This window comes from Vallitalea okinawensis (genome assembly GCF_002964605.1).
GTDB lineage: Bacteria > Bacillota > Clostridia > Lachnospirales > PQDH01 > Vallitalea_A > Vallitalea_A okinawensis.
Genome location: NZ_PQDH01000008.1, coordinates 203,822 through 225,662 on the forward strand (window position 1 = coordinate 203,822; position 21,841 = coordinate 225,662).

Below are 21,841 nucleotides of genomic sequence, written 5' to 3' on the forward strand. Positions count from 1 at the left end.
TTATACATAAGTTACCACTCCTTAGACATTTACTCCTAATACAGTTGTAGTATCTACTTGATAACCCTTCAAAAATTCTTTAACAGGCATGCGTTTTCTACCTTGTAATTGAACAGTACAGATTTTAACTAAGCCATGTCCTGTTTTAACAATTAGATTATCATTTTCAATATCTACAATTTGTCCTGGTAACCCCTCAATATCTTTTTCATGAACAGCCTTAGCTCCCCAAACCTTTAGAATCTTACCATCTAAATAAGTGTAGGCACTTGGCCAAGGATTAAGACCTCTGATGAGATTAACTATCTCTTCATTACTTTTTCCCCAATGGATCAAACCATCTTTCTTTTTTAAGATTGTTGCATATGTGGATAAAGCATCATCTTGTTTCTCTCTAGGTGCTTCATTCTTCTCAATGAGTTTTAGGGTATCAATGAGCACTTTAGCACCTACAACAGACATTTTATCATGTAAACTACCTGCTGTATCTTCATCAAGGATAGCAATCTCTTCTTTTAAAATCATATCCCCTGTATCCAACCCAACATCCATGTACATAGTTGTAACACCTGTTACATGTTCACCATCAATGATAGATCTTTGAATTGGTGCTGCTCCTCTGTACTTAGGTAGCAAGGAACCATGAACATTAATACAACCATATTTAGGAATATCAAGCACTTCCCTAGGAAGAATTTGACCATAAGCTATCACAACGATAACATCAGGCTTCATCTCCTTGAGTTTTGCGATAGTCCCCTCTTCTTTTCTTAATTTTTCTGGTTGAAAAACTGGAATATTATATTTTAAAGCAACTTCCTTCACCGGTGAAGGTGTCACTTTGTTACCTCTACCTCTAGGTCGATCTGGCTGAGTTAACACAGTTACCACATCATACTCCTCAATTAAAGCCTCTAATGTAGGAACTGCAAAATCTGGAGTTCCCATAAATACAACTTTCATCTATTGTACACTCCTTTTATACTTTCCATCGGTCAGATGATTCATTATGCTCTAATCGTTTACATAATCAATCACTTTATCAGTAAATAATACGCCGTTTAGATGATCGATCTCATGACAAAACGCTCTAGCCAATAGTCCTTTACCTGTCATCTTTTGTTCATTGCCTTCACGGTCAGTAAACTTGACTGTAACTTTAGCAGGTCTATTGACAGTACCAGATACACCTGGGATGCTCAAACACCCTTCAATTTCACATTGCTCACCATTTTCAGATGCTATTTCAGGATTAATCATAATAATTGGACCTTCGCCAATATCAATGACTATAATTCTTTTCAGAATGCCTATCTGTGGTGCGGCTAAACCAACACCATCGGCCTCATACATAGTATCTAACATATCATCAATAAGTATTTGAATTTTTTCATTAATTTCTGTCACAACTTTAGATTTTTTGCTAAGAATGTCATCATTGTCTTTTCTAATTTGTCTTAAAGCCATTTTAACCCTCCTCTCCAATTCTATCAGCTAAACTTATTACCTCATTTAATGTATGATTAAAGGATTTAGGTCGTACAATAAAGTTACTGATTTATTATATTTATAAAAAACTTTCATACAGTACTCAGCATAGTTTTTTAAACGTCCGTAATCTTTATGCTTAACAATTATATGCCATCTGTAATTATTTTTCAACTTACTTAAGTTAGCCGGTGCAGGTCCGATTATTTCAAACCCCTTAGTCGCACCATAATATTGCAAGATACTATATAACGTCTGAATGGACTCAACAACCAATTTTTCTGAATGATGCTGAATGAGAAAAGTAAGGATATTTGTAAATGGTGGATAGTCCATATTCTCTCTAAATAAGATCTCTTGTTGATAAAAAAGATCATAATCTTGATATAACGCTGCCTGAACGGCATAATTTTCGGGACTATAGGTTTGTATAATCACCTCACCAGGATATTTGTTTCTCCCAGCACGACCAGCAACTTGTGTTAACAGTTGAAATGTTCTTTCAGCCGCTCTAAAATCAGAACTGTATAGAGACATATCTGCTGCGATTACACCAACTAGCGTTACATTAGGAAAGTCCAAACCTTTTGCAATCATCTGTGTACCAATTAATATATCCGCTTTTCCTGCTTTAAAATCATGATAATACTTTTCGTGTGCATTCTTTTTCGTTGTCGTATCTAGATCCATTCTTAAAATTCGTGCAGTAGGAAATGTTTTCTCAATTAAGTACTCAATTTTTTGAGTACCTACGCCAAAATACTTAATGTACTTCGATTGGCATGAAGGACATTTTTCATGAATCCCAACTTTGAGACCACAATGATGACATTGCATCTTATGGTCGCTTCTATGGTATGTGTAAGGTAAATCACAATTGGGACATTTCAAAACAAATCCGCAACTTCGACAGGAAACAAAAGTTGAATGCCCTCTTCTGTTCAAAAATAAAATAATTTGCTGACCTTTTTCTAGTCGATCTTCTATGGCTTCATGTAAAGAACGGCTAAATACATTCTTGTTGCCATTTTCAAGTTCAATGCGCATGTCCACTAATTCTACTTTTGGCATGGCTCCAGCCACACGTTTTTGCATGGCTAAATAGCTCATATTGCCCTTGGATGCTTCATAAAAGGTGTTTACAGAAGGTGTTGCCGAACCTAATAATAGAACTCCGTTTTGCATTTCACAGCGTTTCTTTGCTACCTCTATCGTATTATACTTAGGATGAGTTTCCGATTTATAAGATAGCTCATGTTCTTCATCAATAATAACAATACCTAATTGACTAAAAGGTGCGAAAACTGCAGATCTTGGTCCTAGAACAACTTTTATTTGCCCATCTCTCGCGCCCTTCCAAACAGTAAGTCTCTCAGTTTGATTTAAGCGGCTATGGGTTACACCCACTAAGCTTCCAAACCTGCTTTTGAACTTGTGAACCATCTGAGGTGTTAAGGCGATTTCTGGCACCAATACAATCGCTTCTTTTCCTTGGTGTAAGACCTCTTCGATAAGCTGCATATATACTTCTGTCTTACCACTTCCAGTAACACCTTGAAGTAAATACTGGCTAAATTTATTTTCACATATTGACGAAATAATTTTATTATAAACTTTTTGTTGCTCATACCCTAAGGTTAAAGGCTCTTCCAACAAGAATTCTTCGTCATCATCTTCTTTATCTCCAGGTTCGCTATAACGAATAATTCCCTTCTTTAGCAACGTATTAATAACCGATGCTGGTATCATTCCCTTTAGACTCTTTACATTTGTTACACCATGACAATAAAGGTAATGAAGCAATTCATACTGGCGTTTATAACCACGTTTCTTAACTTCCTCTATAACTTTATCAATAGTATTGTAATCAGCTATGTCTAGATAGCGTTCTGCATTAATTAATTGTTTTGGAATGATGGTCTGTAAACATGAGGAAAGAGTAGCTAAATAACGATCTTTCATCCACCTAGCTAAAAGGATTAATTCTTCACTAATAGCTTCTTCCTCATCCAACACTTCTTTAATGGTCTTGACCTTATCTTCTTCCCATGAAAGATGTTGACCTATACCAATTATATATCCTGTTTCATAACGATTCCCATATCCAAATGGAACGCTGACACGTTTACCTACTTGTGCTTTTTGAATCAATTCAGTAGGAATTTTATATTGAAAAATCTTATCTAACGTTGCAACGTTGATGGATATGATCACATCAGCATAGGTATTTTGCATGAAAACTCATTCCTATTCATCTACTCTAAATAAATTTAATTTACCGTCTTTCATTTCATTAACTGCTACACTTAATGGTTTTTTACCTTGCACGTTAACTAATGCTTCATCACCTTGTATAATTTGACGTGCTCTTTTAGCTGTGGCGATTACAATTGAGTAACGGCTTTTTATAGCTTCATCACCATTTCTCTTAATCTCCTCATTAATAGTTTCCATTAATTCCGTATAAGATGGATGTAACATTTAATCGACTCCTTCATTTCTATAATTTCTATAATTTCTATATGACTTTTTATCAGGTCAAAGCCACAAATCACTAAGTGATATTTTCTTCACACTTGCTTATATGATTTTGATCAAATTTCTCTATTCTTATTATTCAGAGAGTACAGTCATAAATTGCTCTTTTAAGCGTTCAGGTAATTCCATAGCATTCTTCACATGCATGTGTTCAGATACAACAATGGTATGAATATCTTTTGCACATTGTTTTACATCTTCATTTATAACAATATAATCGTAATCTTTAATCATGTCAACCTCTTCATAGGCTCTTTGAATACGTTTTTGAACTACTTCAGAGGTTTCAGTCCCCCTACCTATAAGACGCTTCTTCAATTCGTTAATACTTGGAGCAGTAACAAAAATTAATATTGCTTCGGGGCATTGTTCTAAAATTTTAAATGCTCCCTGAACTTCTATTTCTAAGATGACGTCTTTCCCTTCATTAATGCGCTCATAAACGAAGTCTTTTGGCGTTCCATAATAATGATTACAATATTCTGCCCACTCAAAAAATTTTTCTTTTTTGATCTTCTCTTCAAAATCCTCTTTGTCTATAAAAAAGTAATGCTCTCCATTTCTTTCATTCATACGTGGTTGTCTTGTAGTTGCAGAAATAGATAAAGCATAGTCGTATTGTTCAACTAATTCTTTAACAACTGTTCCCTTCCCTGCTCCAGAAAATCCAGAAATAACGATTAGTAAACCTTTGTGACTGTTCATAATATCCTCCTCGTAACTTAAGCAAATCATTTTCTCTAAAGTTCCGTTGAACCTAATCCCTCAGAAGTAGGTTTATCTTTACTATTTAACCGATGTGCTACTGTTTCTGGCTGAACAGCAGATAATATGACATGGTCACTATCAGCAATAAGAACTGCTCTTGTACGACGTCCATAAGTGGCATCGATTAACATTCCCTTTTCCCTAGCTTCTTGAATAATTCTCTTAATAGGAGCCGATTCTGGACTAACTATTGCTATTAATCGATTGGCTGCAACAATATTACCAAAGCCGATGTTGATTAGCTTAATAGCCATGTAAAACCACCTCTTACCCTATTCGATATTTTGTATTTGTTCTCGTATTTTTTCAATTTCTGCTTTTAATTCTATAGCAAACCCTGTGATTTGTAAATCATTAGCTTTAGAACCGATCGTATTCGCTTCTCTATTCATCTCCTGAGCAAGAAAATCTAATTTACGTCCAACTGATCCCTTAGCTTGTAATGTACTTCTTACCTGCTTGATATGACTTTCAAGACGAACGAGTTCTTCATCAATAGCGCAACGATCAGCAAATACTGCGACTTCTTGAGCTATGCGATTTTCATCAACTGTATTATCTGATAATAATTCTTGTAGCCGACTATTAAGTCGCTCACGGTATTCTGTAACAACTAATGGTGATCTTTCTTCTATCTGTTTCGTTAACTCTTGCATATGATCTAATTTAGTATTTAAATCTAGGACTAAAGATGCCCCTTCTTTTTTACGCATTGCAATAACATTCTCAACTGCCTGAGTAATTGCAGTACTGAGAACCTCCCAAATGAGCTCTTCATCATATTTTTGTTCTTCTAATTTAAGAACTTCTGGGAAGCGTGAAAGAATGGATAAGTTTAAATCATTTTTAATACCGTACTCTTCACCTATTAAGCCAAGTTTATCTTTATATTCTTTTAAAAGTGGACCGTTCACTTTTACGCTACTGGACTCTTCAGATTGGTCTTCATAACTAATATAAACATCAATTTTTCCTCTTGAGATATATTTTTTCAATAAGTTTTTAACTTCAGATTCTAAAAAACTAAATTTCTTAGTCATTTTTATGTTAAAATCGCCGTATCTATGGTTAACTGTCTTCACTTCAACAGTAAACTTCTTATTCTCTTTCATATGTTCACCACGGCCGAACCCTGTCATACTTTTTATCATCATTCTCATCTCTTTTCTTTTAACATAAATATGTCAATCAATATATCAAGCTTTTCAATTCATCCTTATTATTTGATTGTACTTTATATCCTATCCTTGTATTATAAACTACTCTTAAACTAACGTCAACAAGTATACCTGTTAACAATTTGAAAATAATACACATAAGTGATATACTAATTTGGATATCTTAATGAAAAGTTTCATTATAATATGAAAAGGCTTCAATTATTTATATTTTAATAAATAATATCAACTTAATAAATGGGCTCTAACTGAATTGTTTACTGTAAATAATCGAGGTTAATAATATAGCATAAAGGAGTGATTCAAATGGCCTTTGACGGTTTATCTGTATATACCATCGCTCATGAACTGAATAACCTTCTTGCAGAAGCAAGAATTGATAAAATACATCAACCAGAACGTGATGAATTAATTATGGCTATACGAAGTAAATCAGGCAACAAGAAATTATTGTTAAGTTGCAGTTCAAGTAACCCACGCATTCATCTAACTGCAATTAAAAAGAATAACCCGGATCATCCACCCATGTTTTGCATGTTACTTAGAAAACATTTAGCAGGTGGAAAGCTATTAGACATAAGGCAGGTTGAATTTGACCGAATCATTGAAATGACCATTGAGAATAAAAATGAAATGGGCGATTTGTGTAAGAAGCGTCTTATCATTGAGATCATGGGTAAGCATAGTAATATCATCTTAGTAGATGATGAAAATAATGTTATTGATAGTATCAAACACATTACACCAGATATAAGCTCTGTTCGAGTAATTTTACCTGGGGTATTGTATACTTTACCACCTCAAAATAAGCTAAACCCAATGGAAGTAAACAATGAATTTAGGGCTTATGAATACTTAAAGCAAAAAACTTCGGAGCTTCATAAAGGTATTTATCAAACTTTTAATGGCATTAGCCCACAAGTCGCTACTGAAATACTGAGTAGGTCTGGATTAGATGGTTCTATGCATTGCAGCGAGGTAACAGAAATACAATTCCATCAACTTTATAGTACCATCAATGATATTATGGATAACTTACAACGTGGGGAATTTGACTTCAGTGTGTATATGAGCAATAGTAAGATGGTTGATTTTTCATCTATTCCTCTTACTTATTTCTCTGATCATAGTAAAAAAACATTTGATGATTTTTCTACCCTCTTAGAGTATTATTACCGGGAAAAGGATCAATATAATCGTTTAAAGCAAAAGTCTTATGATTTGAGAAAAATGCTTCATAATAATATTGAACGCTGCTATAAAAAGAAAAATCTCCAAGTTAAACAATTAAAAGATACCAAAAATAGAGAGCAATACAAACTCTATGGCGAGCTCATTACTGCCCATATATATGCTATCCAAAAGGGTGATGAACAACTAGAAGCTATGAATTACTATTCGGAAGATACTGAGACTGTTTCCATTCCATTGAATCCTAACTTCACACCTTCTGAAAATGCTCAAGCTTACTATAAGAAATATAATAAAGCTAAAAGAACTGAAGAAGCAACTATTGAACAACTAAAACAAACTGATGAAGAAATTGAGTATTTAGAATCATTAATGACCTCTCTTGAGATTGCTGAGAATGAGCAAGACCTGGTCGATATCCGTAGAGAACTTTATAACGAAGGTTATGGTAAGAAACCCAAAGAAAAAGGAAGAAGACAACAGAAATCCAACCCATTGAAATTTATAACTTCTGAAGGTATCGAGGGCTATGTAGGCAAAAACAATACACAAAATGATCAGTTAACCTTTAAGACTGCAGCAAGTGGGGATCTTTGGTTCCACACTAAGGATATACCAGGTTCTCATGTGATCTTACGCACCAATTTAGGGGAGTATACAGAGCAAAGTATTTTTGAAGCAGCTACTATTGCAGCCTACTATAGTAAAGCTAAAAACTCCAGCACTGTACCCGTTGATTATACTGAAAAGCGGCATGTTAAAAAGCCAAATGGTTCAAAACCCGGCTTCGTGATCTACTTCCAACAGAAGACCTTGTATGTAACCCCGGAAGCAGAAACTGTTAATCAGCTTATTAAGTCTGATATCTGATATAAAAGCACTCTATATGGGTGCTTTTGTTATACATTCTATTCTTTCAGCTCTTAGGTAGCTTATAACCATGGTATTCTCAATTGACAAAAACAAAAACACCTAATGTTTATTGATCTAATAAATACTAGGTGTTTTAATCTTTTCTTATATTAAGATACTTTCATCTCTAATCTTAATCGATCAGCGATAAGAGCGATAAACTCACTATTTGTTGGTTTGCCTTTACCATTGTTAATGGTATAGCCAAATAACTTATCAATGGTATCCACTTTACCTCTTGACCAAGCTACCTCAATAGCATGGCGAATAGCTCTTTCTACACGACTTGGCGTCGTATTGAACTTTTTAGCTATGGATGGATACAATTGCTTAGTGATTGAGTTAAGTATTTCCATATCCTCGATTGCCATCATAATAGCATCTCTTAGGTATTGATACCCTTTTATATGAGCTGGGATACCAATCTCATGAATAATATTGGTAACTTCTGTTTCTAAGTCCTTAATAGGACCTGATGATAATGAACTCTGATGCAATAATGAATTATTATGTGAAACTGATTTTATTATTTTAAACGAGCCATTAAGTTGACGTATTCTTGTGATAAGCGTATCCAACTCAAATGGTTTAGCTATATAATAATCTGCTCCTAGCATAAGAGCTCTTTCAGTTATCTTATCTTGACCAACAGCAGATAACATAATCACAGTTGGGAATTTGTTAACCTTTGTTTCGCTTAATTTTTCTAGGACTCCCAATCCGTCAAGATGAGGCATTATAATATCAAGTATTACAACGTCAGGTTCTTTTTGCTTGATGAGCTCACAAGCTTCTAATCCATTACCAGCTTGTGCAATAACTTCCATGTCTAGTTGATTATTGATGTATTCAGCTAGTATCTCTCTAAATTCTCGATTGTCGTCAGCTAATAGTATACTTATTTTACGATTTTCCAACGTTTTACCCCCTTAAACCTATTACCAGTCGTTTATTTGGTAATGTTATATATTTCCATTATATACCTTTTCCTTCATAAAATCAACATTAATTTTAAATTACTTTCAATTTTCATTAATATGCCAAATGAATCATATTCAATTTTATATTAATTCTCAATTAGCTTTTCCTTTTTAAGCATGTTTTCTATATAAATTCCGTAACCTTTGGATGGATTTTGTACAAACACGTGAGTGACTGCTCCAATGATTTTGCCATTTTGAATGATTGGACTTCCACTCATCCCTTGAACAATTCCGTTAGTCTTATTCAATAGTTGATCATCTGTTATTTCAACAACCATCCCTTTAGAGTTAGCATTATTAAAGTTTGAGACCTTAGTTATGTTCACTTGATAATCCTGGATCCCCTGTCCAGCAACATCAGTTAGAATATAAGCTTCTCCCTCTTTAACTTCATGTTGTAATGCTATAGGTAATGTACTCTGCTTCAAAAGTTCGCAGTCTTTATTATTGATTTTACCAAAGATTCCCTCATTACTATTAACTCGAACATCACCAAGTATATTTCGATCATCACTAAGTATGACACCCTCTATTTCTCCTGGTGCACCCTTTTCACCTCTAGTTATGGAAATTATATCAGCATTAGTGATCATTCCATCTTTTAAGGACATCAATTCCTTTGTATCCACATCTGTTATCCCATGACCTAAGGCTCCATATAACATGGTTTTAGGATTAATATAGGTAATTGTACCTATACCTTGTGTATTATCTCTCACCCAGATTCCAAGCCTATATTCATGATCAGAAGAACTTTTCACTGGTTCTACAACCACATGTTTATAAGCACCAGATCGATTAATCTTTAAATCTATAGGAACACCATCACTGTTTTCTATAACATCTATTAAATCATATTTATCCTTAAGTAAGCGATCATTAGCTTCGATTATTAAATCCCCAGTATAAAGTTTTCCTCTGCAAGGTTCATAATACTTACTATCATCACCTTGAACAGATCCCAACCCTAATACAAGTATACCATCAGTTTCCATTTCCACCCCAATAGTTTTACCACATGGAATAAGTTCATAAGGTTCAATTACATCAACATTAACTTGTTTAATGGGTATAATTCCAAATAATTTCAAACTTACTTTATATTCCCCAATTTCATTAAACGTAACAGTAAATGGTTTGTTAATCTCAATGTTATCGTTTGGTTTCATATAATTCTCGTTAACATATAAGATTTCTTCTTCTACTTGTATTTCAGCCTCAAGTGGTAAAAGAAATTCCAATGAATGTTCTTTTCCTAATAGAAAATTAATATTATTGGGAATCACATATTGTAATATAAAATAAGGTGATGCTAGTAAAACTAAAAAAATAGATAGTATAATTCCCCTTAGAATCTTTTTCTTTCTCTGTGTCATTAAACAATCACATCCTGTGAATAATTCCTGTTGTTCAGGTCATTTTTTCCAAAGATTAATTTATATACAAATATAAATTAACCTTTTTCTAAAAGGATTATACTAGTTATTAATACCTATACATTTAATTTCATGGTATCTTAGTTAAGCCATGATTAAATTGAAAAAAGTAAAAAATTATAAAAAAAAACACATACTATAGTATGTGTTTTTTTCATATCTAAAATAAAAGAAACTAATATTTAATTATTACTTTTTATTCTATTTGCTAAATTAATGATCTCTCTTGCATTTTCTAAAGTTGTTTCTGTAATGGAAGCACCGCTTAATAATCTAGCCAGCTCTTCTTGACTTTCAAGGTCATTAAGTCTTCTCACTTGAGTAGTGGTTTTCGAACTATTACTTGTTTTTTCGATTAAAAGATGTTCATCTGCCATGGCAGCTATCTGCGGCAAATGGGTGATACAAAGGACTTGATGGTACTCTGCAATCATGTTGAGTTTTTCAGCAACTTTTTGAGCAGTTCGTCCACTTATGCCAGTATCTATTTCATCAAAAATCAAAGTAGGTATTTCATCTATCTCAGCCAACACCGTTTTTAGAGCTAGCATAATACGACTCATTTCACCGCCTGATGCTATATCTGTAAGTGGCTTAACGTCTTCACCGATATTGGTAGATATAAGGAATCTAACATCATCATAACCTGTGTAAGTGAATCCATTTCTTTTATTAACTTGAATCACAAATTTTGCATAATCAAATTGGAGTGTCTTCAAGATATTTTCAATTCTTTCTTGAACATTTCTTGCAGTTTTTACTCTTACAGCATTAAGTGATTCACATACTTTTAAGATTTTATTCTTATAATGACTTAATTCCTTTCTAAGTCGTTCTAATTCTTCCTCAATATCTAATAATTGTTTTAGTTCTTTGCTAGCTTCATCATGATAAGCCAAGACTTCTTCAATGGAGTGACCGTATTTTCGTTTCATCTTTTGAATAACATCTAATCTGCTTTCAACTTCCATTAATGAGTCCTCATCATGATCAATGGTATTTATGTAATCTCTGACATCAGAAGAGACTTCCTCTAACCAAATACTTGCATTCTCAAGGTTGTTTAAGGTTTCTTTCAAGTTATCATCGTAAGTCACCATTTCTTTTAGTACTTGTATACAATCATTCACATTGGTTAGAACGTCCATGTTTGTATCAAAATCACCTTTAAGGCGTGTATGAATCTCATTACATCCATCATATAATCTTTTTGAGTTCATTAACCTTTTTCTTTGCTGTAGTAAACGATCATCTTCACCTTGGATTAAGTTAGCTTCATTTATTTCTTTGATTTCATACTCAAGGATACTTATTCTTCTTTCTTTCTCTTGATCGCTAACTCCTAGTTTCCGCATCTGAGTTTCTAAAGCGTGATAGTCATTTAAAAGCACTGATAATTTATCCAAGCCTGGCTTAAGTTCATCTTTACAAAACATATCCAGAAGATCGATGTGTTTCTGTTCATCAAGTAATGATTGATGTTCGTGTTGACCGTGAATATCAATTAATAAAGATGCTAATTGCTTAACTGATTGATTAGTGACTGTTTCACCATTGATTTTACTGTGACTTCGTCCCGCACTTGAAATGACGCGACTAATCACAATCTGCCCATCATCTCCACAGCTAAATCCTTGACTTCTTATTTTCTCGACGATAGGAGGTTCCACTTGAAAAAGTAGTTCAACACTTCCTTTTTCTGTTCCTTTTCTAACCAAATCCTTAGCTCCTCTTTGCCCTAAAGCTATGTTAATAGAACCTATTAGTATAGATTTACCAGCACCGGTTTCACCTGTCAAAATGTTTAACTGATCGTTAAAATCAATTGCTACTTCATCAATTAACGCAATATCTTTTACATATAGATGTTGTAACATCTATCTTCCCCCTAGTGATTCGAATTTACAACTCGATTGATCTTTTCCATTAAGTTAACAGCATCATTTTCACTTCGTGTTGCAAGAAATATAGTGTCATCTCCAGCTATAGAACCAACAATTTCTTTAAAATCGAGGGCATCAATAGCCGCTGCAACTGCCATAGCCATACCTTGAAGAGTTCTAACAATAACTAAATTCTGTGCCTTATCCATATTATCATAACCATCTATAAGGACATTGATAAAGCGTTCATTAAAGTTCTTTTCCTGCTCTTTTAAAATAGCATATTTGCCTGATCCATTCTCTGATTGCACTTTAGTCAATTTCAACTCGCGAATATCTCTTGAAACTGTAGCTTGTGTTACGAAAAAACCTGAGTCCATTAGCATTTTTGCTAATTCTTCTTGAGTTTCTATCTCATGATTATTAATTAATTCAATAATTTTAGATTGCCTAGCTAGTTTCATTACTACCACATCCTTACCTTAGCATTTTTTCTCTCAGAATATCGTAAAAGTTATTATCTGTTGTTTTAATTAACTTAGCTGTTTCTTTGGCTTTCGTTATGACAATTTCATCTTTATAACCAACTTCAAATCCTCTTTGCCCATCAATGGTTAACATGATTTCGCTATCACGTTGTTGTGTATTAGAACCTATAATAATTCTAATCTTATCCTGACTGGATAAAACAATTGAACGAATATATAATGAGTGAGGACATATAGGTGTAATCACCATCATCTCATTACTAGGGTTTAATATAGGTCCGCCAGCAGATAGATTATATGCAGTTGATCCTGTCGGTGATGAAACAATAACACCATCAGCTGTAAAAGTATCAATAAATCGATCATTAATATATATATGAAGGTCAACCATTCTTGAAAAAGCTCCCTTAGTTACAACGACGTCATTGAGAGCTATATGTGATTGCACTTTTCTTTCTTGCTTTGATGTTATACTAAGCATCATGCGTTCATCAATTTCGTAATTATTGTTAATGATTTTTTCAAAGGATTCACGTAGATTATCTATCTCAACTTCTGCTAAAAAACCTAGTCTTCCTAGATTAACGCCTAATAAAGGAACTTGATATCTGGCAACCTTCCTCGCTGTACTTAAGATCGTACCATCACCACCAATAACCACAACCACATCCATGTTGATTACATTGCCAAAATCAATTCCTATTACTTGTTCATCCATAATCCTTGCATCTTCAGTCAAAACATATGCCTCTTGATTTAAATCCTTTAATAGCACTAAAATCTGCTTAGTTATTCTATAGTCTTTATCTTTAGATTTGTTGGGCATTACAACAAATTTCATTTTATCACCTACACTAACATTTAAGAGAATTTAATACTCTCTATCTTTAGTATTTAATAAAGTGTCTATTCAGTTATTCTCTTATTTGACAAGGTTCTCATGGGATTTTGATACCATATCATCAACAAATTTCTCAATTGAGGATAAATCCATTCCTTGTCCCACCTTGCTAAGATGTAATAAATACTCAATATTTCCTTCTGGTCCACGTATTGGTGAAAAACTGAGTGCTTTGATAACAAGTTCTCTGTTCATCATTTGACTGATCACTCTATTAATAACCTCTTTATGCACCTCAGGGTCTCTAACGACACCTTTCCTACCTACTTTTTCACGTCCAGCTTCAAACTGTGGTTTGATAAGACACACAATTTGCCCCTGCTCTCCAAGTATGCCAACCACTGCATCCATTATTTTATCTAATGAAATAAAGGATACATCAATAGAAGCAAAATCCACATTTTCGCCTAAATCTTCAGGAGTAACGTAACGCACATTCGTCTTTTCCATACATACAACTTGCGGATTGTTACGTAAACTCCAAGCTAATTGTCCATAGCCTACATCTATAGAAAAAACTTTCTTAGCACCGTTTTGAAGCATACAGTCCGTAAAGCCTCCTGTAGAAGCACCTATATCTGCACAAGTCAATCCTGTTAGTACTAAATCAAATTCTTTTATAGCTTTTTCCAATTTAAGCCCTCCTCTACTTACATAAGGTAGAGGGTTTCCTTTTATTCTTATCTCAGCATCAATTGATACTTTTGTACCTACTTTATCTTCTTTTTGATTATTGACTAAAACATTTCCTGTCATAATTATTGTCTTTGCTTTTTCTCTGGATGGTGCCAAGTTTCTTTGTACCAATAGTACATCTAGTCTCTCTTTTGCAGCCATAACTATTTATCTCCTATATCTAATGAACTTAATAACTTATATGTTTTAAGTCTTATCTTCATCTTAAATTTACTCTTATTTTAAATTAACTTACTTTCAATGTATTCAATTATACTATCAGCATTCAAACTAAACTTCCCTAACATACTTTCTCGGTCTCCATGCTGTATATAGGCATCTGGCAAGGCGAATGCTTTAACATGTTCTGGACATTTCCCTTGCTCAACAAGGTGATTAATAACCTTCATACCAAAACCACCTGTTTGAACATTTTCTTCTAAAGTAATCAAGATCCTATGATTATTAGCAATCTCGTTATACAATTCATGATCAATAGGCGATGCAAACCGACCATTGATTACTGTTGGTGAATATCCCTTTTTATTTAATCGATCTACTACTTCTACAGCTAAATCATTCATTGCACCATATGCAACTATGGCAATGTCATGACCATCATATATTTTCTCAGCCTTACCATATTCAATTGGCTCCATCATATGGCTGAAACAACTTGATACTTTTCCCCGTGGATAACGAATTGCAACGGGTCTATTATGCTCTACTGCAAAAGTCATCATCTTCTTAAACTCTACTGCATTTTTAGGTGCCAAAACTGTTAAGTTAGGTACATGAGATAGATAGGAAATATCAAAAACTCCTTGATGAGTTTCTCCATCAGCTCCTACGATCCCTCCCCTATCAATAGCGAAAACAACAGGTAAATTCTGAATACAAACATCATGTATGATTTGATCATAGGCTCTTTGTAAGAAGGATGAATAGATGGCTACTACTGGCTTTAAACCCGAAATAGCCAATCCTGCAGCAAATGTCACTGCATGTTGTTCTGCTATCCCTACATCAAAAAAACGATCTGGATAAGCTTTAGAAAACCCGTGAAGACCTGTTCCTTCTGGCATAGCAGCTGTAATAGCCACTAGGTCCTCATGTTTACTTGCTAATTCCATCATGGTATTACCAAACACTCCTGAATAAGTAACCTCTTTAGTCTTATTTAAACGACCAGATTTTACATCAAAACGAGGGACAGAATGGTATTTACATGGCTGTTTTTCTGCCGGAGGATATCCTTTACCCTTCTGAGTTTTTACATGAATGAAAACAGGTCCTTTAACTTTCTTTGCACTATGAAATGCAGTAATTAAGGCCTGTATATCATGTCCATCAATTGGACCAAGATAATTAAACCCTAGCTCCTCAAACAATACACCGGGAACTAGTAGATAACGAATAGATTCTTTAGCATTTTTAACAGATTGGACGATACCACTACCTATACCTGGAATACGTTTTAGCATGTTTTCGATATCTTCTTTTACATTAAGATATGTAGGTTCAGTACGTATATCACATAAGTATTTGGTTAACCCGCCAACATTTTCGGAAATAGACATTTGATTATCATTTAATATCACAATCATTTTAGATTTTGAACGCCCCACATTATTTAAGGCTTCAAAAGCCATACCACCTGTTAAAGAGCCATCTCCTATAATGGATATAACCGAATAGTCATCTCCAACTATATCTCTAGCTTTAGCAATACCATAACCTGCTGATATTGATGTTGAACTATGACCCACATTAAAAATATCATGAGCACTTTCTGATGTCTTTGGAAATCCACTTAATCCATCTTCCATCCGAAGCCGATCAAACTCTCCACGTCTGCCTGTCAATAGCTTATGAATATAAGCCTGGTGACCAACATCCCATATTAATTTATCTTCAGGTGAATTAAATACATAATGAAGTGCAATGGAGAGTTCTACAGCTCCAAGGTTTGCACTTAAGTGCCCACCAGTTTGACTTATGGAATGTATTAGGAAATGTCTAATCTCATGAGCTAATTTTCTTAGTTGTTTTTGAGGTACTTTTTTTAAGTCATCAGGTGAATTTATTTCTTTCAATAAACCTTCCATTGTATTCACTCTTTCTATCAAAATATTAATTTGTCTTATATTATTCTATTATTAACGATATCAAGTAATTTCATAATAACTTTAACATATCTATTCATTTCTTAAGTTAGGACTAGGACTACTTTCTTAATTATATGCCCTAAACATTATAGTAATATAAATTAAGCATATATGCAAGTTATACCAAATATACAACCCAAATTATTCATGTTAACGATTGATGATACGTGCTGATTTTGGATTTATAAGAAAACTCATTATTTTTAATCATACTTTATGTTACTAAATCACATATTTGTATCTTTACTATAAAAAAGACACATGATGAATGGAATGTCTTCAACATGTGTCGTCGTTTTAAGATGATTTCTTTCTTTTTGGTAAAATCAATTTAACATAATGTAAAACAGTTGCTATTTTATATACAAGATAATTAGATCGTCGAATAGCTATTTCTTTTCCAATAGCCTTTCCCCCAACTGTAATGGATGCTATTATAGCTGAAAATAGGATACTTAATAAAGTACTCTTAAAATCTTCTGCATCAAATATTATTTTAGCCACAATGGCTGTACTTGCAGAACCTGAAATGATTCCACATATGTCACCGATTACATCATTACAAAAGTTGGATACGATACTTGCATTACGAATTAGCCAAATACTCTCTTTCGAAGCTGGAACCTTACTGGCTGACATAGAATGAAAAGGTGTTTCATCAGCAGCAGTTACAGCTATTCCTAACACATCAAAGAATATTCCGACAAAGACTATAAGCAATAAGATGATTGCGGCAATAGGAATTGATACAATTTCCATGAAAATTAACGATACATAGGAAATAATACTAGCAATAAGAAGAGTTACACTTGCTATAGTTTTAATCCAAGAATAATTTATTTTATCGTTACTCATATTGCTCGATCTAAATTTAATCTTTACTTTCTTTTGATTCAATATGATACGCCTTCCTTTGTTTGCAACTTATGTATATAAGAATAAACTAAAGACAGCATACTTGGTAAATTTTGCGGCATATAGTCCAGCAGGTTTTCCCAAATCCATACTTTTTTGTCGCCAAAAAAGCGGTTTCCCTTTAAATGAATTCCTATGGTGTCACCACTCATAGAGCTAGATCGCCTTACAACCACACTGTAATCCCAAATACACTTCATAAAGAACAGCCTAGGAGTTTTCCTCAACAATATTCTCGATTCCTAGCCTCTTTTGCAGTTAGTATGTTTCAATGCAGTGCAATGAACTCTTTGGCCGAAGAGACCATTGCATAGAGCAATATCCCCACACTTCCACGCAAGGCAGGCTACGCTGTCCACAGCTAATGAAAAACCGCATGACAGGTTTAATCCTACGCCGTAAGTCAGATTCAATGAATGCCGCTCACATACGTAGGTCTCCGCGATAAGAGGGTCAACGCCCACATGCCCTTGTGGATCGCCCTAATATCTTAACTCCCAGCATAAACCCGTGGCGGGGCGCCACCAGCCAACACCAGGAACTTCATCGATATGCCCTTTAACGGATTTTTAGGCCCGTCTTCAGAAACGAAAATATTGACTAGAATACTGTATCTTTAGCTTATCAATAATCTTAATCATATCAGATTTATAATTAAAATTCAATAAAATATTTCTTTTAATCTTTGGTATGTCTTCCATCTCTTAGAATATAATATGCTTATACTATAATCACGTACTAAATAATTTTATAAAGCAAATTACATTTAATTTGTTCTATAAATTAAATAATAGGCCAAATCTTTTAAAAATTGAACTCTCTCAGCTGGATATCCATCCAAACAAGCTATAGCTTCCATTGTCAAGGAATGAACTTTTTCCATAGCCGGTTCTAGCCCAACCATTGTAACATATGTTTTTTTCTGATTTTTTTCATCACTGCCTATTGGTTTTCCTAACTGTTCCATGGTACTCGTCACATCTAAGATATCATCTTGTATTTGAAAGGCTAAACCCAATTTCAGTCCAAACTCTTCCATATTACAAATATCTTTTTCAGAAGCACCAGCTAAAACTGCTCCTGCTACTAAAGCAGCTTGAATAAGTTTTGACGTCTTTTTCTCATGGATATATGTTAACTGGTCAATGGATATTATTTTACCTTCTGAAAGAATATCAACTACTTGACCACCAATCATACCTCGTGTACCTGCTGATTCTGCAATAACATGCATAGCTTTAATTTGTTCACGCTTTTCCGTCTTCATACATGCCAGTGACATAGTTTCATAGGCTAGATTAAGTAATCCATCTCCAGCTAAGATAGCCATGTCTTCACCATATACTTTATGATTGGTTAACTTCCCTCTTCGATAATCGTCATTATCCATTGCAGGAAGATCATCATGAATGAGTGAATAAGTGTGTATCATTTCTAATGCTGCTGCAAATGGGTAGACTTCTTCTTCGTCACAGTTAAAAAGCTGAGATGCTGTAAGCATAAGTAATGGTCTTAAACGCTTCCCCCCTGCAAAATAACTATAGGACATGGCTTCATAGATAATTTCATCATAACCTTTAATGTTAGGTATATATGCTTTTAATCTTTCGCTTATTTCTATTGCTTTTCTCTCTAAAGTAGTTTTCAACATTTACTTACTCCTTTATAGGACAATGAGTTGTTTTTCTGCTTCTTCTAGTTTAAGATTACACTGTGTAGATAATTCTAAGCCTTCTTTATAGTATTTTATTGAGTCTTCTAAAGGTAATTTCCCGCTTTCAAGCTTTTCAACGATTTCTTCTAATCGTTTCATTGCTTCTTCAAAAGTATATTTTTTTTCCATTTCACCATCTCCTAACCGTGTTATTCTTCCTTCTGCTTAACTAAAGCTACTACATTTCCATCTTTTAGTTTTATATTAATAATCTGATTTTTTTCAACGTCATTTATTGAAGCTAAGTTATTCCCATTTTCATCAAAAAGCATAGCATAACCGCGTTCAAGGTTTCTCTCAGGTGATAATAAACTTAACTGATCAGTCTGTGCCTGAAGTAATAGTTTCTTCTTGTCAAGAGAAGCTTTCATAAACTGTATGAGTCGCTTATCTAGAAAATCTAAATACTGTTTATGTTGATCTATCATATTGGAAGGGTTTCGAAAAGCTGGGTGATTAGAGAAATAGATTAACTTCTCTCTTTTTTGGTTGATTTGATATTCCATTCCTTTAACCAGTCGCACTTGAAGATTATTGATTCCCTCAGCTAATTCTAATAACGAAGGTACAGCTAATTCCGCGGCTGCAGAAGGTGTTGGAGCTCTTAAATCTGAAACAAAATCTGCTATCGTAAAATCTGTCTCATGACCTACAGCTGAAATAACAGGGATATTAGATGCCACAATAGCTCTTGCAACTACTTCTTCATTAAATGCCCACAAGTCTTCAATAGATCCTCCACCTCTACCTACTATTAAGACATCAACAGGATGATTATTATTAAACCTTTCAATAGCTTCCCTTACGCTTTCTGCGGCATCCTTACCTTGAACTAGTACTGGTATAAGGAATAATTGCACTCCAGAGTTTCTTCTCTGAGATACATTAACAATATCTCTGATAGCTGCTCCTGTTCCAGAGGTAACTATACCAATTGACTTAGGATGCTTTGGTATTGTTTTTTTTATATCTTGTTCAAATAAGCCTTCTTTCTGCAGTTTTGCTTTAAGCTGTTCAAAGGCTATAAAAAGTGCCCCTTGACCTTCTGGTTCCATTTCTGTCGCATAAAATTGGTATTGACCCGTTTTCTCATATAATGAAATATAGCCCTTTGTAATGATACTCATACCATCTTCTGGTTCAAACTTAAGATTAGTGGCATGACTTCGAAACATAACTGCTGAAATAGCTCCATTGTCATCCTTCAAAGTAAAATAAAAATGACCTGAACCATGCTTTTTTAAGTTCGAAATTTCCCCTCTTATCCAAAGATTGTTGAGTAATGAATCATAAACAAAGAGCTGCTTAACATAATTATTTATTTGTGTAACAGTAAATACTTTTCTTTCCATCATCTTCTCCTCTACAGTATGAATTGAATTAGTAAATTACCTATGATAGTAATTTATGATTAATTCAATAGAAAAATCAAGTAAAGATATTGAACTTCAATTTTACTCCAATTAAAGTTCAATATATATTCCATTCAAAGTTACTATCAGTGCTTTTCATTGATAAATAAACGTAATTCCTTGAGTGTAGAGTACAACTTGAATTTGAATGTCTACTTGTTAACGATATTTCCTAGTACACCATTAATGAAAGATGGTGCATGATCGCCACTATATTTCTTGGCTAGGTTGATAGCCTCATTAATGGCAACATTTGTAGGAATCTCAGTCGCAAACTTGATTTCATATACAGCTAGTCTAAGAATTGTTAAGTCAAGTCGAGACATACGATTAAGTTTCCAACCTTTTGATGCATGTCCAATAATCTCATCAATTTCTTTTAAATGCTGTCTTGATCCTTTTACTTCGTTGGTGATAAATCCAATATCATCGTCACTTAATTTATCCTTCACACAATTTTCAAGGTGTATATCAATCACTTCATCAAGTGTATAATCATCGTGAAAATCTACCTGATATAAAATTTTAAGTATATGTTCTCTAGCTATAATCCTACTCATTTTACCCTCCTAATAATATCTATACAATAAGTATGGACTTTTTTTAGCTGATTCTTTCATAAAAACGAATAGATTCGATTAAATATAAAACCCTTAAATATAGGATGACTATATTCAAGGGTCAGCTTACAACATTATATTATACACTATATCTTATAATTTTCAAAGAGAAATTAATCAACTTTCGAAATAAAATGAATCAAATTCTTAGTTTGTTTTATTCATCTTAATACCTAATACATGTAAATTCACTTCTTTAACATGAAGACCAGTCATATTTTCCACGGCAGATTTGACTTTTTGCTGAATATCATTAGCCACTTGTGGGATTTTTACACCATAGTCAAGATGAACATCAATATCACAGATGATTTCATTATCAGCAATATCAATCGTTATACCTTTAGCTAAGTTCTTCTTGCCTTTACGACCTGTCATAGAAGAACCACCGAGGTGCTCTACTCCTTCCACCTCATTGGCAGCAAGGCCAGCAATAATAGCAACAACTTCATCAGCTATGCGCACTTCCCCAACTTGATCTGATTCATGTATAGTAACTGAATTTCTTTCTTCCATAATTAAGACCTCCATTAATCCTTTGTGTTTAAGACCATTATATCAAATGTCCAAT

The 21,841-nt window shown here is 33.8% G+C and carries 21 protein-coding genes; 1 reads left to right on the forward strand and 20 read right to left on the reverse strand.

Features of this window, described 5'->3' with window-relative positions; genetic code table 11:
* Window positions 1-21 precede the first annotated feature (21 nt).
* The 7 genes from fmt to C1Y58_RS19970 form a co-directional block, all read right to left on the reverse strand.
* The gene (gene fmt, locus C1Y58_RS19940) at window positions 22-963 is read right to left on the reverse strand and encodes a methionyl-tRNA formyltransferase (protein WP_105618109.1); all 942 of its coding nucleotides are present in this window, start codon (window positions 961-963) and stop codon (window positions 22-24) included.
* Between the two features lie 51 nt (window positions 964-1,014).
* On the reverse strand, window positions 1,015-1,467 hold the full coding sequence (def, locus tag C1Y58_RS19945) for a peptide deformylase (protein ID WP_105618110.1): 453 nt from the start codon (window positions 1,465-1,467) through the stop codon (window positions 1,015-1,017).
* 45 nt (window positions 1,468-1,512) lie between these two features.
* A complete protein-coding gene (priA, locus tag C1Y58_RS19950) occupies window positions 1,513-3,723 on the reverse strand; it encodes a replication restart helicase PriA (RefSeq protein WP_105618111.1) in 2,211 nt (736 codons plus the stop codon).
* A gap of 12 nt (window positions 3,724-3,735) precedes the next feature.
* Window positions 3,736-3,969: a DNA-directed RNA polymerase subunit omega gene (gene rpoZ, locus C1Y58_RS19955; protein ID WP_105618112.1), complete on the reverse strand. Its 234-nt coding sequence runs from the start codon at window positions 3,967-3,969 to the stop codon at window positions 3,736-3,738.
* Between the two features lie 132 nt (window positions 3,970-4,101).
* Window positions 4,102-4,731: a guanylate kinase gene (gene gmk, locus C1Y58_RS19960; protein ID WP_105618113.1), complete on the reverse strand. Its 630-nt coding sequence runs from the start codon at window positions 4,729-4,731 to the stop codon at window positions 4,102-4,104.
* A 35-nt stretch (window positions 4,732-4,766) separates the two neighbouring features.
* Complete coding sequence (gene remA, locus C1Y58_RS19965; protein ID WP_105618114.1) at window positions 4,767-5,048, reverse strand: extracellular matrix/biofilm regulator RemA; 282 nt, start codon at window positions 5,046-5,048, stop codon at window positions 4,767-4,769.
* 18 nt (window positions 5,049-5,066) lie between these two features.
* On the reverse strand, window positions 5,067-5,948 hold the full coding sequence (locus C1Y58_RS19970) for a YicC/YloC family endoribonuclease (protein WP_330404489.1): 882 nt from the start codon (window positions 5,946-5,948) through the stop codon (window positions 5,067-5,069).
* Window positions 5,949-6,278: 330 nt separating this feature from the next.
* Between C1Y58_RS19970 and C1Y58_RS19975 the strand changes: the two genes are divergently transcribed.
* Entirely contained in the window at window positions 6,279-8,033 is a 1,755-nt protein-coding gene (locus C1Y58_RS19975; protein ID WP_105618116.1) for an Rqc2 family fibronectin-binding protein, read from the forward strand.
* A 152-nt stretch (window positions 8,034-8,185) separates the two neighbouring features.
* Here C1Y58_RS19975 and spo0A read toward each other — a convergent pair whose 3' ends face one another.
* The 13 genes from spo0A to C1Y58_RS20040 form a co-directional block, all read right to left on the reverse strand.
* Window positions 8,186-8,992: a sporulation transcription factor Spo0A gene (gene spo0A, locus C1Y58_RS19980; protein WP_105618117.1), complete on the reverse strand. Its 807-nt coding sequence runs from the start codon at window positions 8,990-8,992 to the stop codon at window positions 8,186-8,188.
* Between the two features lie 149 nt (window positions 8,993-9,141).
* Complete coding sequence (spoIVB, locus tag C1Y58_RS19985; protein WP_105618118.1) at window positions 9,142-10,434, reverse strand: SpoIVB peptidase; 1,293 nt, start codon at window positions 10,432-10,434, stop codon at window positions 9,142-9,144.
* Between the two features lie 242 nt (window positions 10,435-10,676).
* A complete protein-coding gene (gene recN / locus C1Y58_RS19990; RefSeq protein WP_105618119.1) occupies window positions 10,677-12,371 on the reverse strand; it encodes a DNA repair protein RecN in 1,695 nt (564 codons plus the stop codon).
* Between the two features lie 11 nt (window positions 12,372-12,382).
* Window positions 12,383-12,841 carry an arginine repressor gene (argR, locus tag C1Y58_RS19995; RefSeq protein ID WP_105618120.1) on the reverse strand — a complete coding sequence of 153 codons (459 nt, stop codon included), beginning with the start codon at window positions 12,839-12,841 and terminating at the stop codon, window positions 12,383-12,385.
* A gap of 13 nt (window positions 12,842-12,854) precedes the next feature.
* Window positions 12,855-13,706, reverse strand: coding sequence for an NAD(+)/NADH kinase (locus C1Y58_RS20000; RefSeq protein WP_105618121.1), 852 nt, complete (start codon window positions 13,704-13,706; stop codon window positions 12,855-12,857).
* 81 nt (window positions 13,707-13,787) lie between these two features.
* A complete protein-coding gene (locus tag C1Y58_RS20005) occupies window positions 13,788-14,603 on the reverse strand; it encodes a TlyA family RNA methyltransferase (RefSeq protein ID WP_105618122.1) in 816 nt (271 codons plus the stop codon).
* Between the two features lie 80 nt (window positions 14,604-14,683).
* Window positions 14,684-16,549 carry a 1-deoxy-D-xylulose-5-phosphate synthase gene (dxs, locus tag C1Y58_RS20010; RefSeq protein ID WP_105618123.1) on the reverse strand — a complete coding sequence of 622 codons (1,866 nt, stop codon included), beginning with the start codon at window positions 16,547-16,549 and terminating at the stop codon, window positions 14,684-14,686.
* A 357-nt stretch (window positions 16,550-16,906) separates the two neighbouring features.
* Window positions 16,907-17,506 carry an Mg2+ and Co2+ transporter CorB gene (locus tag C1Y58_RS20015; protein ID WP_207655789.1) on the reverse strand — a complete coding sequence of 200 codons (600 nt, stop codon included), beginning with the start codon at window positions 17,504-17,506 and terminating at the stop codon, window positions 16,907-16,909.
* A gap of 784 nt (window positions 17,507-18,290) precedes the next feature.
* Window positions 18,291-19,175: a polyprenyl synthetase family protein gene (locus C1Y58_RS20020; protein ID WP_105618124.1), complete on the reverse strand. Its 885-nt coding sequence runs from the start codon at window positions 19,173-19,175 to the stop codon at window positions 18,291-18,293.
* 12 nt (window positions 19,176-19,187) lie between these two features.
* The gene (gene xseB, locus C1Y58_RS20025; protein WP_105618125.1) at window positions 19,188-19,367 is read right to left on the reverse strand and encodes an exodeoxyribonuclease VII small subunit; all 180 of its coding nucleotides are present in this window, start codon (window positions 19,365-19,367) and stop codon (window positions 19,188-19,190) included.
* A gap of 20 nt (window positions 19,368-19,387) precedes the next feature.
* Window positions 19,388-20,590: an exodeoxyribonuclease VII large subunit gene (gene xseA, locus C1Y58_RS20030; RefSeq protein WP_105618126.1), complete on the reverse strand. Its 1,203-nt coding sequence runs from the start codon at window positions 20,588-20,590 to the stop codon at window positions 19,388-19,390.
* 212 nt (window positions 20,591-20,802) lie between these two features.
* On the reverse strand, window positions 20,803-21,210 hold the full coding sequence (gene nusB / locus C1Y58_RS20035) for a transcription antitermination factor NusB (RefSeq protein WP_105618127.1): 408 nt from the start codon (window positions 21,208-21,210) through the stop codon (window positions 20,803-20,805).
* 207 nt (window positions 21,211-21,417) lie between these two features.
* The gene (locus C1Y58_RS20040; protein ID WP_242985443.1) at window positions 21,418-21,786 is read right to left on the reverse strand and encodes an Asp23/Gls24 family envelope stress response protein; all 369 of its coding nucleotides are present in this window, start codon (window positions 21,784-21,786) and stop codon (window positions 21,418-21,420) included.
* Window positions 21,787-21,841 lie beyond the last annotated feature (55 nt).

What these genes read in the sequence shown, in the direction of transcription:
- dxs (WP_105618123.1), bottom strand. Translation starts at nt 16,549, where the DNA reads ATGGAAGGTTTATTGAAAGAAATAAATTCACCTGATGACTTAAAAAAA.
- rpoZ (WP_105618112.1), bottom strand. Translation starts at nt 3,969, where the DNA reads ATGTTACATCCATCTTATACGGAATTAATGGAAACTATTAATGAGGAG.
- remA (WP_105618114.1), bottom strand. Translation starts at nt 5,048, where the DNA reads ATGGCTATTAAGCTAATCAACATCGGCTTTGGTAATATTGTTGCAGCC.
- C1Y58_RS19970 (WP_330404489.1), bottom strand. Translation starts at nt 5,948, where the DNA reads ATGATGATAAAAAGTATGACAGGGTTCGGCCGTGGTGAACATATGAAA.
- argR (WP_105618120.1), bottom strand. Translation starts at nt 12,841, where the DNA reads ATGAAACTAGCTAGGCAATCTAAAATTATTGAATTAATTAATAATCAT.
- xseA (WP_105618126.1), bottom strand. Translation starts at nt 20,590, where the DNA reads ATGGAAAGAAAAGTATTTACTGTTACACAAATAAATAATTATGTTAAG.
- def (WP_105618110.1), bottom strand. Translation starts at nt 1,467, where the DNA reads ATGGCTTTAAGACAAATTAGAAAAGACAATGATGACATTCTTAGCAAA.
- C1Y58_RS20040 (WP_242985443.1), bottom strand. Translation starts at nt 21,786, where the DNA reads ATGGAAGAAAGAAATTCAGTTACTATACATGAATCAGATCAAGTTGGG.
- C1Y58_RS20005 (WP_105618122.1), bottom strand. Translation starts at nt 14,603, where the DNA reads ATGGCTGCAAAAGAGAGACTAGATGTACTATTGGTACAAAGAAACTTG.
- C1Y58_RS20020 (WP_105618124.1), bottom strand. Translation starts at nt 19,175, where the DNA reads ATGTTGAAAACTACTTTAGAGAGAAAAGCAATAGAAATAAGCGAAAGA.
- spoIVB (WP_105618118.1), bottom strand. Translation starts at nt 10,434, where the DNA reads ATGACACAGAGAAAGAAAAAGATTCTAAGGGGAATTATACTATCTATT.
- fmt (WP_105618109.1), bottom strand. Translation starts at nt 963, where the DNA reads ATGAAAGTTGTATTTATGGGAACTCCAGATTTTGCAGTTCCTACATTA.
- recN (WP_105618119.1), bottom strand. Translation starts at nt 12,371, where the DNA reads ATGTTACAACATCTATATGTAAAAGATATTGCGTTAATTGATGAAGTA.
- priA (WP_105618111.1), bottom strand. Translation starts at nt 3,723, where the DNA reads ATGCAAAATACCTATGCTGATGTGATCATATCCATCAACGTTGCAACG.
- C1Y58_RS20000 (WP_105618121.1), bottom strand. Translation starts at nt 13,706, where the DNA reads ATGAAATTTGTTGTAATGCCCAACAAATCTAAAGATAAAGACTATAGA.
- nusB (WP_105618127.1), bottom strand. Translation starts at nt 21,210, where the DNA reads ATGAGTAGGATTATAGCTAGAGAACATATACTTAAAATTTTATATCAG.
- xseB (WP_105618125.1), bottom strand. Translation starts at nt 19,367, where the DNA reads ATGGAAAAAAAATATACTTTTGAAGAAGCAATGAAACGATTAGAAGAA.
- gmk (WP_105618113.1), bottom strand. Translation starts at nt 4,731, where the DNA reads ATGAACAGTCACAAAGGTTTACTAATCGTTATTTCTGGATTTTCTGGA.
- C1Y58_RS19975 (WP_105618116.1), top strand. Translation starts at nt 6,279, where the DNA reads ATGGCCTTTGACGGTTTATCTGTATATACCATCGCTCATGAACTGAAT.